The sequence below is a fragment of the Streptomyces sp. CNB091 genome, assembly GCF_000377965.1.
This window is the reverse complement of record NZ_KB899002.1, coordinates 104,878-121,156: the sequence shown is the minus strand read 5'-3', so window position 1 is coordinate 121,156 and position 16,279 is coordinate 104,878. Positions and strand designations below refer to the sequence as shown.

The window sequence follows — 16,279 nt, the reverse complement described above, 5'->3', positions numbered from 1 at the left end:
TTCCGGGTGCTCACGCGGATATGCGCGCGGACAACGGGGGAGGGGGTGACGGCGTTCGCCAGGGCGTGCGTCGTCACCCCCCGCCCGCCGATCCGGGGCCGTTTCCCGGTCTCGCCGGATCGGTGCGGATAACCCCCTCCGAACATGTGGATCACTCCCGCCGGGCGGGTAGGGTCCGTGACGTACGTACTTGCTTCAACGGCAATTCGGCCATCGGCAAGTCGGGGGATGATCCTGACTCTCCTGCGCAGGGCCATCGCATACCTGGAGGGAAACGCGTGGAAGCCAACACTCGTAGCACCGGGCGTCTACCAGCTGCCTTCCTGACGCCGGGTTCGTCCTCGTTCATGGACTTCCTGTCCGACCAGTCGCCCGAGATGCTCCCGGGCAACCGGAGTCTGCCGCCGCTCCAGGGGGCCATCGAGGCGCCGCACGGGACGACCATCGTCTCGGCGTCCTTCCCCGGTGGCGTGGTCCTGGCCGGCGACCGGCGCGCCACCATGGGCAACATGATCGCGTCGCGCGACATGCAGAAGGTCTTCCCGGCCGACGAGTACTCCGCGGTGGGCATCGCCGGCACCGCCGGACTGGCCGTGGAGATGGTCAAGCTGTTCCAGCTGGAGCTGGAGCACTTCGAGAAGGTCGAGGGCGCCCAGCTCTCCCTGGAGGGGAAGGCCAACCGCCTCTCCACCATGATCCGCAGCAACCTCGCCATGGCCATGCAGGGCCTCGCCGTGGTGCCGCTCTTCGCCGGCTACGACGTCGACCGCGAGAAGGGCCGCATCTTCTCCTACGACGTCACCGGCGGCCGTACCGAGGAGAGCGGCTACGCGGCCACCGGCTCCGGGTCGATCTTCGCCCGCAACGCGATGAAGAAGCTCTACCGCGAGGACCTGACGGAGCAGCAGGCCCTCACCCTGGTCGTGCAGGCGCTGTACGACGCGGCGGACGACGACTCGGCGACCGGCGGCCCCGACGTGGCCCGCCGCATCTACCCGATCGTCACCGTCATCACCGACGAAGGCTTCCGGAGGCTGAACGACCAGGAGTCCTCCGAGATCGCGCGCTCCATCCTGGAACGCCGACTCGAGCAGCCCGACGGCCCGCGCGCCGCGCTGCTCTGATCCGGACCTCCAGCCTCCAGACGCACTCGTCACTGACAGAAAGGGACGGATAGCCGGTGTCGACGCCGTTCTATGTCTCACCCCAGCAGGCCATGGCCGACCGGGCGGAATACGCCCGCAAGGGCATCGCCCGTGGTCGCAGCCTCGTTGTGCTGCAGTATGCCGACGGCATTGTGTTCGTCGGCGAGAACCCGTCCCGCGCTCTGCACAAGTTCAGCGAGATCTATGACCGGATCGGCTTCGCGGCCGCCGGCAAGTACAACGAGTACGAGAACCTCCGCATCGGCGGCGTGCGCTACGCCGACCTGCGTGGATACACCTACGACCGGGACGATGTGACGGCCCGTGGGCTGGCCAACGTCTACGCCCAGACGCTCGGCACCATCTTCTCCAGCGCGGCCGAGAAGCCGTACGAGGTGGAGCTGGTGGTCGCCGAGGTCGGCAGCGCCGCCGAGGGCGACCAGATCTACCGGCTGCCGCACGACGGTTCGATCGTGGACGAGCACGGCTCGGTCGCGGTCGGCGGCAACTCCGAACAGATCAGCACCTTCCTCGATCAGCGCCACCGCGACGGGATGACGCTGGCCGAGGCGCTCAAGCTGGCCGTCCAGGCGCTCTCGCGGGAGCCGGGCGGCGGCGAGCGGGAGATCCCGGCGGAACGGCTGGAGGTCGCGGTCCTGGACCGCACCCGTCCGCAGCAGCGCAAGTTCAAGCGGATCGTCGGCCGTCAGCTGGCCCGGCTGCTGGACACGGAGACCGCCGGCAGCACGCCGACGGACGCCCCGTCCGACACCGAGGACACCGACATCACGGACGGTGCCGACGGCGCGGACCGTGCCGACAGCACTCCCGACTCCACGGAGGAGACGGACAAGTAGGGGACGAGCGGTGCCCCTCGGGGCGCTCTGCCCCCGGGTCCCGGCCCGGGGGCACCGTCATGTCCGGGCGGCGGGCGGCTGCGCCGTGGAGCCGCGTACGACGAGCCGGACCGGCAGACCGCCCCGCTCGACGGGGCGGCCGTCCAGCACCGCGAGCAGCGCCTCCATGCCCCGCTCCCCGACCTGCTCCGCCGGCAGCCGCACCGTGGTCAGCTCCGGCTCCAGCGCGGTGGCCAGCGCCAGATCGTCGAATCCGGTGACCGACAGTTCGTCCGGCACCCGCAGCCCGAGCCTGCGGGCCGCCTTGCAGGCCCCGGCGGCCAGTATGTCGTCGTCGCAGATGATCGCGGTGGGCCGGTCCCCGGAGGCCGACAGAGCCTGTTCGGCCGCCTCGCGCCCCGCCCGGACCTCCAGCGGGGCGCGCACCGTGCGCACCGTCACGTCCCCCGCCGCTCCCAGCGCGTCGTGCAGCGCCTCGGCGCGCACGGCGAACGTCCAGGTGTCCACGGCGGACGCCAGATGCAGGAAGCGGCGGTGGCCGAGCCCCAGCAGGTGGCCCGTCACCTGCCGCATCCCGTCGGTGATGTCGAGGTTCACACGGGCGGCGGGTCCGGTGTCCGAGGGGTCGCTGTCCAGCATCACCAGCGGCAGATCCGCCCCGTGCAGCGCGCCCAGCGCGTCGGCTGCCATCGAGGACGCGATGACCCCGTCGAGCGCGGCGCGGGCCGAGGCGAACGGGTCCCGGGCCGGGCCCGTGCCGTCGGGCGAGGGGTAGAGCACCACGCCGAAGTCGTGCTCGGCGGCGAGCGCCGCGGCCCCGGCGTACACCCGCGCGAAGAACTCGTTGGTGAGCGCGGGAACCACCAGGAGCGCGGTCCTGGTGCGGCCGAGCCGCAGACTGCGCGCCGCCAGATTGGGCCGGTAGCCGATCTCCGCCGCGGTGTGCCGGACCCGCTGGGCCGTGGCCTCCGACACCCTGCCCGGCCACTTCCCGCCGAGCACCAGGGAGACCGTCGCCTGGGAGACGCCCGCCGCACGGGCCACGTCGCGGCTGGTGGGCCGGGCGGGCCCGGGCTGCTGCGCGCTGGTCACTCGTGCCTCCGTGCGGGATGTTTCCGTAACGCCGCGAGGTGGACCCGCGAACTGCGCACATGGTACGTATGAACCTCGACGTTATACGTAACACCTCGGGTGCGGCGCAGCCGGCCGGGGCGGAGAGGGGCGGACATGGCCGCGGGATATCTGGACATCCTCCGGGCGCGGCATGCCGCCCGGCTGCTGACGGGCACCCTCGTGGGGCGGCTGCCCAACGGCACCGCGCACATCGCGATCGTGCTGTTCACCCGGGCGGAGGGCGGCAGCTACACCCTGGCCGGCGTGCTCGCCGCCGCCTACGGACTGGCCACCGCCGTCGGGCAGCCTTTGCTCGGCCGGGCGGTCGACCTCTACGGGCAGCCCCGCGTCCAGCTCCCGGCCGCCGTGGTCTCCGCGCTCGGCATGACGCTGCTGGCCGTCACCGGCCTCTCCTCGCTCCCGCTGGCCTACCTCGCCGTCATCATCGCCGGAGTCGCCACACCGCCGCTGGAGGGCGGCCTGCGGGCCCTGTGGCCCAGCGTCCTCAAGGGGGAGGGCCAGGTGCACCGGGCCTACGCCCTGGACGCCGTGGCGCAGGAGATCATGTTCACCGTCGGCCCGCTCCTGGTGACGCTGCTCGTATCGCTCTGGTCGCCTGCCGCCGCGCTGCTCGTCATCAACGCCATCGGGGTCCTCGGCGCCCTCTCGGTCGTCCTGTCCGCGCCCTCGCGCACCTGGCGCTCCGCGCCCCGTGAGGCGCACTGGCTCGGCGCCCTGCGCGCGCCCGGGCTCCTCGCCCTGCTCGGCGCGTTCTTCTTCGTCGGGCTCGCCCTCGGCTCCATCACGGTGGCCGGGGTGGCGTACGCGGACGACCACGGCCGGGAATCGGTGTACGGGTGGCTGATGGCCGCACTCGGGCTCGGCGCGCTGATCGGCGGACTCGGCTACGGGGCGCGGCAGTGGGCCGGCGCCCCCGAGAAGCGGCTGCGGGTCATCGTCGGGCTGCTGGCACTGGGCTATCTGCCGCTGACGCTCACCCCCTCGGTGCCCGTCATGACCGCCCTCGCCGCCCTGGCCGGAGTGTTCCTCGCACCGGCCATCGCCTGCTCCTTCATCGTCGTCGACCGGCACGCCCCGCGCGGCACGGTGACCGAGGCGTTCTCCTGGCTCGTCACCACGTTCGGCGTGGGCGCGGCGGCCGGCACGGCCGTCGCGGGACCGGCCGTCGAACTCGGCTCGACGGCCTGGAGCTTCGCCGTCGCCGGGGCCGGGGGAGTGGCCGCCCTGGTGGTCCTCCTGGCCACCGGAAACGTCCTCGCGCCCCCCTCCCGTACGCCCGTCGTCGTGACGGGATCGGAAAATGATCGAAACGGAGCCGTCGAACCCGGTTTCAGCTCAGGCCATAAGGCGTAATGTTCAGTCATGGACCGCCGCATTTTCGGGCTGGAGAACGAGTACGGCGTCACGTGCACGTTCAGGGGACAGCGCCGACTGTCACCTGACGAAGTGGCGCGCTACCTCTTCCGCCGTGTTGTGTCATGGGGCCGCAGCAGCAATGTCTTTCTGCGGAACGGCGCCCGCCTCTACCTCGACGTGGGATCGCATCCGGAATATGCAACCCCCGAATGCGACAACGTGACCGAACTGGTCACGCACGACAAGGCGGGCGAGCGCATTCTCGAAGGCCTGCTCGTCGACGCCGAACGCCGCCTGCACGAGGAGGGAATCGCGGGCGACGTCTATCTCTTCAAGAACAACACCGACTCGGCGGGCAACTCCTACGGCTGCCACGAGAACTACCTCGTCGCCCGCCACGGAGAATTCTCCCGGCTCGCGGACATCCTCATTCCGTTCCTCGTCACCAGGCAGCTGATCTGCGGCGCGGGCAAGGTGCTCCAGACCCCGCGCGGCGCGGTCTACTGCGTCAGCCAGCGTGCCGAGCACATCTGGGAGGGCGTCAGCTCCGCGACCACCCGCTCCCGGCCGATCATCAACACCCGCGACGAACCCCACGCCGACGCCGAGCGGTACCGCCGCCTCCACGTCATCGTCGGTGACTCGAACATGTCCGAGACGACCATGCTGCTCAAGGTCGGCGCCACCGACCTGGTGCTCCGCATGATCGAGGCGGGCACGGTGATGCGCGACCTGACCCTGGAGAACCCGATCCGGGCGATCCGCGAGGTCAGCCACGACCTCACCGGGCAGCGCAAGGTACGCCTGGCCAGCGGCCGGGAGGCCTCGGCCATCGAGGTCCAGCGGGAGTACTACGAGAAGGCCGTGGACTTCGTCGAGCGCCGGGGCATCCGCACCGGCACCGTCGACCAGGTCCTGGAGCTGTGGGGCCGCACCCTGGACGCGATCGAGGCCGAGGACCTCGACCGGATCGACACCGAGATCGACTGGGTCATGAAGTACAAGCTCATCGAGCGGTACCGGGCCAAGCACAACATGACCATGTCGAATCCGCGGGTCGCCCAGATAGACCTCGCCTACCACGACATCCACCGCCGCCGAGGCCTCTTCTACCTCCTGGAGCGCAAGGGGCAGACCGCCCGCATCTGCAACGACCTGAAGATCTTCGAGGGCAAGTCGGTGCCCCCGCAGACCACCCGGGCGCGGCTGCGCGGCGACTTCATCCGCAGGGCCCAGGAGCAGCGGCGGGACTTCACCGTCGACTGGGTCCACCTCAAGCTCAACGACCAGGCGCAGCGCACGGTGTTGTGCAAGGACCCGTTCCGCTCCGTGGACGAACGGGTGGAGAAGCTGATCGCCGGCATGTGAGCCGACGTCACCGCGGCACGGCCCCGGCCCCCAGGACCCACCGGTTCTGGGGGCCGGGGCCGTCCGTGCGGGGTCCGGCCCCCACCGGATCAAAGGGCCTAGAGTGTTGCGGGACCGATTCACCGTGCCCCCTGAGATCTGAGGAACCAGTGCGCCGAATTGCCGGCCTTCTTCTCGCCCCCCTCCTGCTGCTGTCGGCAGTGGCGTGCGGCAGCGACGACAAGGCCTCCGACTCCGCCTCGTCCAAGAACGGCGTCCCCGCGATCACCGCGGGCGCCAAGTTCGGCGAGAAGCCCACCCTCTCCAAGGGGGAGGGTGACCCGCCCAAGGAGCTGAAGACCGAGGTCCTCAGCGAGGGGGACGGCGCGAAGCTCAAGAACGGCGACGCGATCCAGGTCAACTACCTCGGCCAGGCGTGGGACTCCACCAAGCCGTTCGACAACAGCTTCGACCGCAAGCAGCCCTTCGACCTCACGCTGGGTGCGGGCATGGTCATCCAGGGCTGGGACAAGGGCCTGGTCGGCCAGAAGGTCGGCAGCCGCGTCGAGCTGGTCATTCCGCCGGAGCTCGGCTACGGCGAGCAGGGCCAGGGCGACATCAAGCCCAACGCCACGCTCGTGTTCGTCGTCGACATCCTGAAGGCCACCCAGATCCCGGCCTCCGCCAAGGGCACCGAGGTCGCCCAGGACAACGTCGACCTGCCCAAGGTCGGAGTCAAGACCGACGGCAAGGCCCCGACGGTCACCATCCCCAAGGGCGACCCGCCGAAGAAGCTCGTCTCCAACTACGTCCTGGAGTCCGACGGCGAGGTCGTCAAGGAGTCCGACAGCGTCGTCGTGAACTACGTCGGCATGATCTGGAAGGGCGCCAAGGAGTTCGACAACACGTACACCACGGGCAAGACCCAGACCTTCCCGCTCTCCCAGGTCACCCTCAAGGGCCTGAAGAACGGCCTGGTCGACAAGAAGGTCGGCAGCCGGGTGCTGCTCGTCATCCCGCCGGACCAGGCCTTCGGAGACCAGCAGCAGCAGGCCATCCCGAAGAACTCCACCCTGGTCTTCGCCGTGGACGTCCTCGCCAAGGTGTAAGACTGTCCCGGTTGTCCAGTTCATCATTTAGAGGAGCAGTTTCCGTGAGCATCGAGAAGCCCGAGGTCGACTTCCCGGGTGGCGAGCCGCCGGCCGACCTGCAGATCAAGGACATCTGGGAGGGCGACGGCCCGGTGGCCCAGGCCGGCCAGACCGTCTCCGTCCACTACGTGGGCGTGGCCTTCTCCACCGGCGAGGAGTTCGACGCCTCCTGGAACCGCGGCACCCCGCTTCAGTTCCAGCTCGGCGCCGGCCAGGTCATCTCCGGCTGGGACCAGGGCGTGCAGGGCATGAAGGTCGGCGGTCGCCGCGAGCTGATCATCCCCGCGCACCTCGCCTACGGCGAGCGCGGTGCCGGCGGCGGCAAGATCGCCCCGGGCGAGACGCTGATCTTCGTCTGCGACCTGGTAGCGGTCTGATCCGTTCCGGTTGTGCGCATGAGGGCCTCCGCCGCACGGCGGGGGCCCTCACCGCTCTCCGGCGGGTCCCGTCACCGTTCTCCGGTCGGCGGCCCGCCTTTTGGTCCCCACACCCCGGGGCGGTACGGTCGACGGTCGTAGAGCAACAAGAGAAAGGGCGTCGATGGCGATTGCCAAGGCCGAGCGGTTGATGAACCTCGCGCTGTGCCTGCTGGGGACCCGGCGCCCACTCAGCAAACGCGAACTCCGCGGATCCATCGAGGCCTACCTCGAAGCGGGTTCCGACGACTCCTTCAACCGGATGTTCGAGCGCGACAAGGACGATCTGCGTGAGCTCGGCCTCGTCATCGAGACCGTCGAGAACCTCGACGGCGACACCGGATACCTGGCCCGCCGCGACAGCAACCGGCTGCCTCCCATCACCCTGGACGCCGAGGAGGCCGCGGCCCTCGGCCTCGCCGCCAAGGTCTGGCAGCAGGCCCGCCTCGCCGGAGCCGCCAGCGGCGCCCTCCAGAAGCTGCGGGCCGCCGGAATGCCGGAGGCCGAGGACGCCTACGAGGTCCACAGCGCCCTCGAACCCCGCATCCCCGTCCACGAGGCAGCGTTCGAGCCCCTGATGCTGGCCTGCCGCGACCGGCGCCCCGTCACCTTCGACTACCGCAAGGCCAACTCCGCCCGCCCCGAGCAGCGCCAGGTCGAACCCTGGACCCTCGAGTGCTGGCGCGGCCACTGGTACCTGGCGGGCTGGGACCGCGAGCGCGGCGCCGAACGTGTCTTCCGGCTCTCCCGCATCACCGGCAAGGTCCGCTCCCGCGCCGGGGCCTTCAGCGCCGAGGTGCCCGACGTCGTCACCGTCCGCGAGACCGTCGAGAGCTGGGCCGGCGAGACCGCGACCCGTACCGCCCGGATCAGGCTGCGCGCCGGAGCCGGCTACCCGCTGCGGTCGCGGGCGATAGCCGTGAGGGAACGCGGCGACGGCTGGGACGAGCTGGAGATCCCGTACGGGCACGGACTCGACGCCTGGCTCGTGGAGTTCGGCCCGGACGTCGTCGTGGAGGAACCCGCCGATCTGCGGGCCGATGTGGTGGACCGGCTCCGTGCCGTGGCCAAGGACTAGGGGCAGGGAAACGATGGCCACGAACGCGATCGACCAGACCCGCCGGATGCTGTCCCTGGTGACGTATCTGCGCGAACGCCCCGGCGCCCACGTCCAGGACGTGGCACGCGCCTTCGGGATCACCGAGGACGAGCTGATCTCCGACCTCGACGTCCTGCCCATGTGCGGCACCAGCTTCCGCGGCGGCGACCTCCTCGACATCGACACCGACGGCGACCGGATCTGGTGGCACAACCCGGACGACGTCGCCGAGCCGCTCCGCCTCGCCGCCGACGAGGCCACCGCGCTGCTCGTCGCGGCCCGCGCCGTCGCCACCCTGCCCGGCCTGCGCGAGAGCGACCGGCTCGCCCTCGTCCGCGCCACCGCCAAGCTGGAGACGGCGGCCGGCGAGTCCGGCGCGGCCAGCTCCCGCCTCTCGGTGACCTTCGAGGCGGAGGGCGGCGTCTTCGCCGACGTCGACCGGGCCATCTCCGAGCGCCGCCGGCTCTGGCTGCGCTACTACTCGCCCGCCCGCGACGAACTCACCGAGCGCGAGGTCGACCCGATCCGGCTCTTCGCCGTCGGCCACACCTATATGGAGGGCTGGTGCCGGCTCTCCGAGGCCCGCCGGACCTTCCGGCTGGACCGGGTTGCCGAGATCCGCCTCCTCGACGCCCCCGCCGCCCCGCCCGAGCTGGAGCTGCGCGACCTGTCCGCGGGGCTGGTCCAGCCCGCCGCCGAGGACCCGGAAGTCGTGATCGAGGTCGGCACCGGCGGCCGCTGGGTCGCCGAGTACTACCCGCACGACTCCGCCGACGAGCTCCCCGACGGCGGCCTGCGGATCACCCTGCGCACCCCGGACCCGGCCTCCCTGCGCCGGCTCGCCCTGCGCCTCGGCGGCGACGGCCGCATCGTCACCCCGCCGGAGCTCGCGGACAGCGCCAGCGAGGCCGCCCGCGAGGCACTCGCCGCCTACGAGGACGCGGTCTGAGACCCGAGGAGGGGAGACGACGATGAACCGGACGCCCCTGTTCGCGGCCACCACCCCCGGGATCCGCCCGGCGCCCCTGCCCGGCGCCGGACCCGTCCCGGTGCCCGTACCCGCCGCCGTACGCTTCCGGGCCGCCTGCCCCGACTGCCGCGGGCGCTTCGAGCTGGCCGCCGCGGCACTGCGCCTCGCGATCGGCGCCACCAGCCGCACCACCTTCTACACCTTCACCTGCCCCGAATGCGGCGCCTCGGTCCGTAAGCCCGCCGGGGAGCGCATCATCGAACTGCTCACCGGCGGCGGCGTACGGACGCTGCGCCTGCACACCGCCCAGTAGCGACCCGACCGCCGCGCTCGTCGGAAGCCCCGTAGGAAGTCCTGTAGGAAGCCCCGTAGGAAGAGGCACCGTCGTATGTTCTGGCCCATGCTCGCCATCGCCCTGGGGTTCCTGGGCATCGCCGTGCTCGGCGTGCTCGGCGTCAAGGTCTTCGTCGAGGCCCAGCGTCTCGGCCGGCAGGTCACGGTCACCACGGAGCGGATCAACCGGGCGTCCGAGGACCTCGAACGGGCGGCCACCCGCCTCGCGACCACCGGCGAAGGCCTGCGATAACGGCCCTTGAGGCCTGATGTTCGCCCGCACCGGGGGGTACGCTGCATGGGTCGGCCCAGGCTAGGGAGGCGCGGGTCGCAAGCAGGAGTACGCACGGGCATTGCCTCGCGTTTACCCCTGCGGGTTACGATCGCTGCCAAGCGCAACGATCGGACGTATGCCCGGTCGAACGGGTAGCGAGCCCACCCTCCAGCCGCCTCAGTGAGAAGGAAGTCGCACATGATCGGCAATCTGAAGCCCCTCGAGATCGTTCTGATCATCGCTGTCATCCTGCTGCTCTTCGGTGCCAAGAAGCTTCCCGACATGGCGCGCTCGCTCGGCAAGTCGGCCCGCATCCTCAAGAGCGAGGCCAAGGCCATGAAGAAGGACGACGCGCCGGCCGCGGCGCCCACGACGGAGACCGTCGAGGACCCGACGCCCCCGCAGTCCACCACCGCGCGCACCATCCAGGCCGCTCCGGGAGACGTCACCAGCTCCCGTCCGGTCAGCGAGGCCAAGCCCACCACCCAGAGCTGACAGCTGACGCGCTCCGCCGACAGCCGCCGCACGAGACGAGGGAAGTGGGTTGCTCAAGTCTGCCCGCAAGCAGGATAAGGACGACGAGGGGCGGATGCCTCTCCTCGATCACCTGCGTGAGCTGCGTAACCGGCTGCTGAAGGCCGTGCTGGCGATCTTGATCGCCGTCATCGGGGCCGCCTTCTTCCATAAGGAGATCTTCGAGTTCTTGATGAAGCCGATCCTTGATTCGGTCGGCTGCAAGAACGGCGTCGAAACGATGGTCAACGGCCGCCCGTGCGCGGAAATGACCACCAACGGCCTGCTGTCGCCCTTCACCATCGCGCTGAAGGTGTCCCTCATGGCGGGCGTTCTCCTCGCCACGCCTGTCTGGCTGTACCAGCTCTGGGCTTTCGTCGCTCCCGGTCTCCACCAGAAGGAGAAGCGGTATTCCCTGGGCTTCGTGGCCGCGGGAGTTCCGCTGTTCGCCGCAGGTGCCTACCTCGCGTACACGATCCTGCCGCAGACGGCCGAGATCATGCTCGGCTTCACGCCGGACAACGTGACGAACCTCCTGCCGCTCGACGACTTTCTCGACCTGATCACCCGCATGGTGATCGTCTTCGGCCTCGCCTTCGAACTGCCCCTGCTGCTCATCGCCCTCAACATGACCGGGGTCCTCACCGGCACCCGCATGTTGCGCTGGTGGCGCGGCATGATCATCGGCCTCACCGGATTCGCGGCCATCGCGACCCCCGGTGGCGAGCCCATCTCCATGCTGCTTCTCGCCGGGCCGCTCGCGGTCCTCTATTTCATCGCCGTCGGTTTCTCCCTGCTGAACGACAAGCGGCGCAACCGCAGGAACCCCGACGCCGAGCTCAGTGACGACGAGGCATCGGATCTCGATCTGACGCCCGAGCCCGTCGGGAGCGTGGAGCGTGTCTCCGGCTCTCGCCCCGCACTCCCGGGGCAGGCGTCCGGTGAGGCGGACGGTCCCGGATCGCACCGGATGAACGGTTACGACGACATCACCTGACCTTGTAGGGTCCGGCGGGTGACCAGCGAGATCACCCTCTTCGTCAATCCCACCGCAGGACGCGGCCGGGGCGCGCACGCCGCGCAGCCGGCCGCTTCCGCTCTGCGGGACGCCGGATTCTCCGTCGTGACGGTGCTGGGCCAGGACGCCGACGACGCCCTGCGCCGGGCCCGTGAGGCCGTCGCGGCGGGGACCGGGGCGCTGATAGCCGTGGGCGGGGACGGGCTGGTGTCCCTCGCCCTCCAGGCCGTCGCCGGGACCGCCACCCCGCTCGGCGTCGTCGCCGTCGGCACCGGCAACGACTTCGCCCGCGCGCTGGGGCTGCCGATATGCGACCCGGCCGCCGGCGGGCGGCTGGCCGCGCGGGCGCTCAAGGAGGGCGGTCACCGCGACATCGACCTCGGGCGGGTCGGGGAGCGCTGGTTCGGCTCGGTCCTCGCCTCCGGCTTCGACTCCCGGGTCAACGACCGGGGCAACCGGATGCGGTTCGTCGGCGGCCGGTTCACGTACGACCTCGCGATCCTCGCCGAACTCGCCGCCTTCCGGCCGATCCCGTACCGGATCCGGCTCGACGGGGGAGAGCCCGCCGAGATCGAGGCCACCCTCATAGCGGTCGGCAACGGAACCACGTACGGCGGGGGCATGCGGATCTGTGCCGACGCCGAGATGGACGACGGGCTCTTCGACGTGACCGTGGTGGGACGGTGCACCCGCACCACGCTCCTCAAGGTCTTCCCGAAGGTCTACAAGGGCACGCATCTGGGTCACCCGGCCGTCACCGTGCACCGGGTCTTTTCGATCGAGCTGGCGGCGGCCGGGGTCACGGCGTACGCGGACGGTGAACCGCTGGGCGAGCTGCCGCTCACCGCCACCTGCGTACCGGGGGCCGTGCGGGTGCTCACCGGGGGCTGAGCAGGCGCCGGCCGGGCCCGGGCGCGGGGACGGGCCGAGCGGCATTTAAAGATCGGGCTGAGTGTCAGAGGTGACGGGTAGGCTCGTACGCAAGATGACAGAGGACCTCTCACCAGCTGAGCGATACCAGGCGTCTCAGGTCCGTGCGGCCGAGATGGCGACGGCCCTCGGGCCCTTCCGCGAGATGTACGAGTTCGGTCTGGACCCGTTCCAGATCGAGGCCTGCCAGGCCCTGGAGGCGGGCAAGGGGGTGCTGGTCGCGGCCCCCACCGGGTCGGGCAAGACGATCGTCGGCGAGTTCGCCGTGCACCTGGCGTTGGAGCAGGGCCGCAAGTGCTTCTACACCACACCGATCAAGGCGCTCTCCAACCAGAAGTTCGCCGATCTGGTCAAGCGCTACGGCGCCGACAAGGTCGGTCTGCTGACCGGTGACAACAGCGTCAACTCCGAGGCGCCGGTGGTCGTGATGACCACCGAGGTCCTGCGGAACATGCTGTACGCGGGCTCCCAGTCGCTGTCCGGCCTCGGCTATGTGGTCATGGACGAGGTGCACTACCTCTCCGACCGCTTCCGGGGCGCGGTGTGGGAGGAAGTGATCATTCACCTCCCCGAGTCGGTGACGCTGGTCTCCCTGTCGGCGACCGTCTCCAACGCGGAGGAGTTCGGCGACTGGCTGGACACCGTGCGCGGCGACACCGAGGTCATCGTCTCCGAGCACCGTCCTGTGCCGCTCTGGCAGCACGTGATGGCCGGACGCAAGATGTACGACCTCTTCGAGGAGGCGACCGATCACGGAGGCCGGGGCGCCGGACGGCGTGAGGTCAACCCCGACCTGGTCCGTCTCGCCCGGCAGGAGAGCCAGAACGTCTACAACCCCCGTGACCGCCGCCGGGGCAAGATGGTGCGCGAGGCCGACCGTGAGCGCGAGAGGCGTCAGCGCGGCCGGATCTGGACGCCCGGCCGGCCCGAGGTCATCGACCGGCTGGACAACGAGGGCCTGCTCCCCGCCATCACCTTCATCTTCAGCCGGGCCGGCTGCGAGGCCGCCGTCCAGCAGTGTTTGTACGCTGGTCTGCGGCTCAACGACGAGGACAAGCGCCGGCTGGTCCGGGAGATCGTCGAGGAGCGGACCGCGTCCATCCCCGGCGAGGACCTGCACGTCCTGGGTTACTACGAGTGGCTCGAAGGCCTGGAGCGGGGCATCGCCGCACACCACGCGGGCATGCTGCCGACGTTCAAGGAAGTCGTCGAGGAACTGTTCGTCCGCGGTCTGGTGAAGGCCGTCTTCGCCACCGAGACGCTGGCGCTCGGCATCAACATGCCCGCGCGCTCCGTGGTGCTGGAGAAGCTCGTCAAGTGGAACGGTGAGCAGCACGCCGACATCACCCCCGGCGAGTACACCCAGCTCACCGGCCGGGCCGGACGCCGCGGCATCGACGTCGAGGGCCACGCGGTGGTCCTGTGGCAGCGTGGCATGGACCCGACGGCGCTGGCCGGCCTCGCGGGCACCCGTACGTACCCCCTGCGCTCCAGCTTCCGCCCCTCGTACAACATGGCGGTCAACCTGGTGCAGCAGTTCGGGCGGCACCGCTCGCGGGAGCTGCTGGAGACCTCGTTCGCCCAGTTCCAGGCGGACAAGTCCGTCGTGGGGATCTCGCGTCAGGTCCAGCGCAACGAGGAGGGCCTGGAGGGCTACCAGGAGGGCATGACCTGCCACCTCGGTGACTTCGAGGAGTACGCGCGCCTGCGGCGCGACCTCAAGGACCGTGAGACGGAGCTGGCCAAGCAGGGCGCGGCGCAACGTCGGGCGGCGGCGGCCTCCTCGCTGGAGAAGCTGAAGGCCGGGGACGTCATCCATGTGCCGACGGGGAAGTTCGCGGGGCTCGCCCTCGTGCTGGACCCGGGGCTCCCCGCCGGGCGGGCCAACGGGCACCGCGGGTTCGACCACCACGACGGACCGCGTCCGCTGGTGCTGACCGCCGAGCGCCAGGTCAAGCGGCTGGCCTCGATGGACTTCCCGGTGCCGGTGGAGGCGCTGGACCGGATGCGCGTCCCGAAGTCGTTCAACCCGCGCTCGCCGCAGTCCCGGCGTGATCTGGCCTCCGCGCTGCGGACGAAGGCCGGGCACGTCGTGCCCGACCGGCACCGCAAGGGGCGGGCGCCGGCCGCCGACGACCGCGAGATCGCGCGGCTGCGGACCGAGCTGCGCGCCCACCCGTGCCACGGGTGCGACGAGCGGGAGGACCACGCGCGGTGGGCCGAGCGCTACCACCGACTGCAGCGGGACACCCGGCAGCTGGAGAAGCGGATCGAGGGGCGGACGAACACGATCGCCCGGACCTTCGACCGGATCGTCGCGCTCCTCACCGAGCTGGACTACCTCCGGGGCAACGAGGTCACCGCGAACGGGCGGCGGCTGGCCCGGCTGTACGGGGAGCTGGATCTGCTCGCCAGCGAGTGCCTTCGGGAGGGCGTCTGGGAGGGGCTCAACCCCGCTGAACTGGCGGCTTGCGTATCGGCGCTGGTGTACGAGGCGCGGCAGGCCGACGACGCCGTCGCGCCGAAGCTGCCGTCCGGTCCCGCCAAGCTCGCCATGGGTGAGATGGTGCGGATCTGGGGGCGGCTGGACGCCCTGGAGGAGGACTTCAAGATCAACCAGACGGAAGGGGTCGGGCAGCGTGAACCCGATCTCGGCTTCGCCTGGGCGGTCTACATGTGGGCCTCCGGCCGGACGCTGGACGAGGTGCTGCGCGAGGCGGAGATGCCGGCGGGGGACTTCGTACGGTGGTGCAAGCAGGTGATCGATGTGCTGGGGCAGGTGGCCGCGGCGGCTCCTCGCGATGCGGGAGAGGGGGCGAGTTCCGTGGCGAAGAACGCGCGTAAGGCGGTGGATGCGGTGTTGCGGGGGGTCGTGGCGTACAGCTCTGTCGGCTGACGGCCGTGGGGTGGGTCGTGCGGGTGCGCCTGCGGCGGGCTTGTTCCCCTACCCATCCCCGAGCTCTCAACTTCGTTCGAGCAGGGGAGACCCCACTCTTCCCGGAACCGGGGCTCTGCCCCGGACCCCGCTCCTCAAGCGCCGGAGGGGCTGGAGTGGGCTCGACGAGGAGCGGGGCCGTCTGGGTGCTTCGGGGTCAGGTCTTGCGGGTTTTGGCCGCTGCTCCCGCGCAGACCATGCCCAGCAGTACGGTCAGGCCGCCGACGATGATGTTGTTGACCACGATTCCGGCGTCCGGGCTGCTGCCCACCACCCAGCTCGACACGATGATCCACGCGCCCATGGCGCAGATCGCCCAGCTCAGGCCGTACATGCGCTCCGGCATCGCCGTGAAGCCGAGAGCCAGTACCGCGATGGCGATGCCCATCACCAGGTTGTGCGTGACCAGGGCCGGCTGGCTGGCCGTGAAGTGGAGCACCCACGGGGAAACGGCGCAGTAGAGGCCGACGAGGAACACCGGCGCGTCCACCAGCGCCACATCGCGACCACCCATCACCCGGTCGTACCGCGCACGCATTTCGGAGGCATCGGGGTGGCCCGATATGTCACTCCTCGCGTGTGAGACGTTGCTCATGAGATTTCGTCTCCTTCGTCTCGCGGGCCCCGCCGCCGCGCGGATCGATGTGGCAGGCACCCTCATCCCCATAGTGCTCTTATCTGGCACTTATGTGTACTTTTCGGGCGATTTTATCGGTGGGGATTCTCAGGTGCTCCGAGGTCAGCGCCGCGATCCGACGGTAGGCAGCGCCCGCGCACGACGAGGGGCGGGGAGACGCGGCG

Annotated in this window: 16 protein-coding genes and 1 pseudogene; 15 read left to right on the top strand and 2 right to left on the bottom strand. The window is 70.4% G+C overall.

Features of this window, described 5'->3' with window-relative positions; translation table 11 throughout:
• Positions 1-134 precede the first annotated feature (134 nt).
• From D581_RS1000000142220 to prcA, 3 genes and pseudogenes are all read left to right on the top strand, one after another.
• Positions 135-327: pseudogene (locus D581_RS1000000142220) on the top strand (endonuclease domain-containing protein); the annotation flags it as partial.
• Positions 279-1,124, top strand: coding sequence for a proteasome subunit beta (gene prcB / locus D581_RS0122875; RefSeq protein WP_026290809.1), 846 nt, complete (start codon positions 279-281; stop codon positions 1,122-1,124). The pseudogene D581_RS1000000142220 and the gene prcB, both read left to right, overlap by 49 nt.
• Positions 1,125-1,180: 56 nt before the next feature.
• Entirely contained in the window at positions 1,181-2,002 is an 822-nt protein-coding gene (prcA, locus tag D581_RS0122870; protein ID WP_018959525.1) for a proteasome subunit alpha, read from the top strand.
• A gap of 57 nt (positions 2,003-2,059) precedes the next feature.
• Here the strand turns inward: prcA and D581_RS0122865 are convergent, their stop codons facing one another.
• The gene (locus D581_RS0122865; protein ID WP_018959524.1) at positions 2,060-3,094 is read right to left on the bottom strand and encodes a LacI family DNA-binding transcriptional regulator; all 1,035 of its coding nucleotides are present in this window, start codon (positions 3,092-3,094) and stop codon (positions 2,060-2,062) included.
• A gap of 135 nt (positions 3,095-3,229) precedes the next feature.
• Between D581_RS0122865 and D581_RS0122860 the strand changes: the two genes are divergently transcribed.
• The 12 genes from D581_RS0122860 (at position 3,230) to D581_RS0122805 (ending at position 15,439) form a co-directional block, all read left to right on the top strand.
• Complete coding sequence (locus D581_RS0122860) at positions 3,230-4,489, top strand: MFS transporter (protein ID WP_018959523.1); 1,260 nt, start codon at positions 3,230-3,232, stop codon at positions 4,487-4,489.
• 9 nt (positions 4,490-4,498) lie between these two features.
• Positions 4,499-5,860, top strand: coding sequence for a Pup--protein ligase (gene pafA / locus D581_RS0122855; protein WP_026290808.1), 1,362 nt, complete (start codon positions 4,499-4,501; stop codon positions 5,858-5,860).
• Positions 5,861-6,009: 149 nt separating this feature from the next.
• Complete coding sequence (locus tag D581_RS0122850) at positions 6,010-6,948, top strand: FKBP-type peptidyl-prolyl cis-trans isomerase (protein WP_018959521.1); 939 nt, start codon at positions 6,010-6,012, stop codon at positions 6,946-6,948.
• A 44-nt stretch (positions 6,949-6,992) separates the two neighbouring features.
• Positions 6,993-7,367 carry an FKBP-type peptidyl-prolyl cis-trans isomerase gene (locus D581_RS0122845; protein ID WP_018959520.1) on the top strand — a complete coding sequence of 125 codons (375 nt, stop codon included), beginning with the start codon at positions 6,993-6,995 and terminating at the stop codon, positions 7,365-7,367.
• Positions 7,368-7,530: 163 nt separating this feature from the next.
• Positions 7,531-8,484, top strand: a complete 954-nt coding sequence (locus tag D581_RS0122840; RefSeq protein ID WP_018959519.1) for a helix-turn-helix transcriptional regulator — start codon at positions 7,531-7,533, stop codon at positions 8,482-8,484.
• A 13-nt stretch (positions 8,485-8,497) separates the two neighbouring features.
• The gene (locus D581_RS0122835) at positions 8,498-9,454 is read left to right on the top strand and encodes a WYL domain-containing protein (protein ID WP_018959518.1); all 957 of its coding nucleotides are present in this window, start codon (positions 8,498-8,500) and stop codon (positions 9,452-9,454) included.
• Between the two features lie 22 nt (positions 9,455-9,476).
• Positions 9,477-9,788, top strand: coding sequence for a hypothetical protein (locus D581_RS0122830; RefSeq protein ID WP_018959517.1), 312 nt, complete (start codon positions 9,477-9,479; stop codon positions 9,786-9,788).
• A gap of 75 nt (positions 9,789-9,863) precedes the next feature.
• A complete protein-coding gene (locus D581_RS0122825; RefSeq protein WP_018959516.1) occupies positions 9,864-10,061 on the top strand; it encodes a hypothetical protein in 198 nt (65 codons plus the stop codon).
• 219 nt (positions 10,062-10,280) lie between these two features.
• The gene (gene tatA / locus D581_RS0122820) at positions 10,281-10,577 is read left to right on the top strand and encodes a Sec-independent protein translocase subunit TatA (protein WP_018959515.1); all 297 of its coding nucleotides are present in this window, start codon (positions 10,281-10,283) and stop codon (positions 10,575-10,577) included.
• 49 nt (positions 10,578-10,626) lie between these two features.
• Positions 10,627-11,592, top strand: coding sequence for a twin-arginine translocase subunit TatC (tatC, locus tag D581_RS0122815; RefSeq protein ID WP_026290806.1), 966 nt, complete (start codon positions 10,627-10,629; stop codon positions 11,590-11,592).
• 18 nt (positions 11,593-11,610) lie between these two features.
• The gene (locus D581_RS0122810; RefSeq protein WP_018959513.1) at positions 11,611-12,504 is read left to right on the top strand and encodes a diacylglycerol kinase; all 894 of its coding nucleotides are present in this window, start codon (positions 11,611-11,613) and stop codon (positions 12,502-12,504) included.
• A 94-nt stretch (positions 12,505-12,598) separates the two neighbouring features.
• Positions 12,599-15,439: a DEAD/DEAH box helicase gene (locus tag D581_RS0122805; protein WP_026290805.1), complete on the top strand. Its 2,841-nt coding sequence runs from the start codon at positions 12,599-12,601 to the stop codon at positions 15,437-15,439.
• Positions 15,440-15,635: 196 nt separating this feature from the next.
• Here the strand turns inward: D581_RS0122805 and D581_RS0122800 are convergent, their stop codons facing one another.
• The gene (locus D581_RS0122800) at positions 15,636-16,073 is read right to left on the bottom strand and encodes an SPW repeat protein (RefSeq protein WP_026290804.1); all 438 of its coding nucleotides are present in this window, start codon (positions 16,071-16,073) and stop codon (positions 15,636-15,638) included.
• Positions 16,074-16,279: the final 206 nt, after the last annotated feature.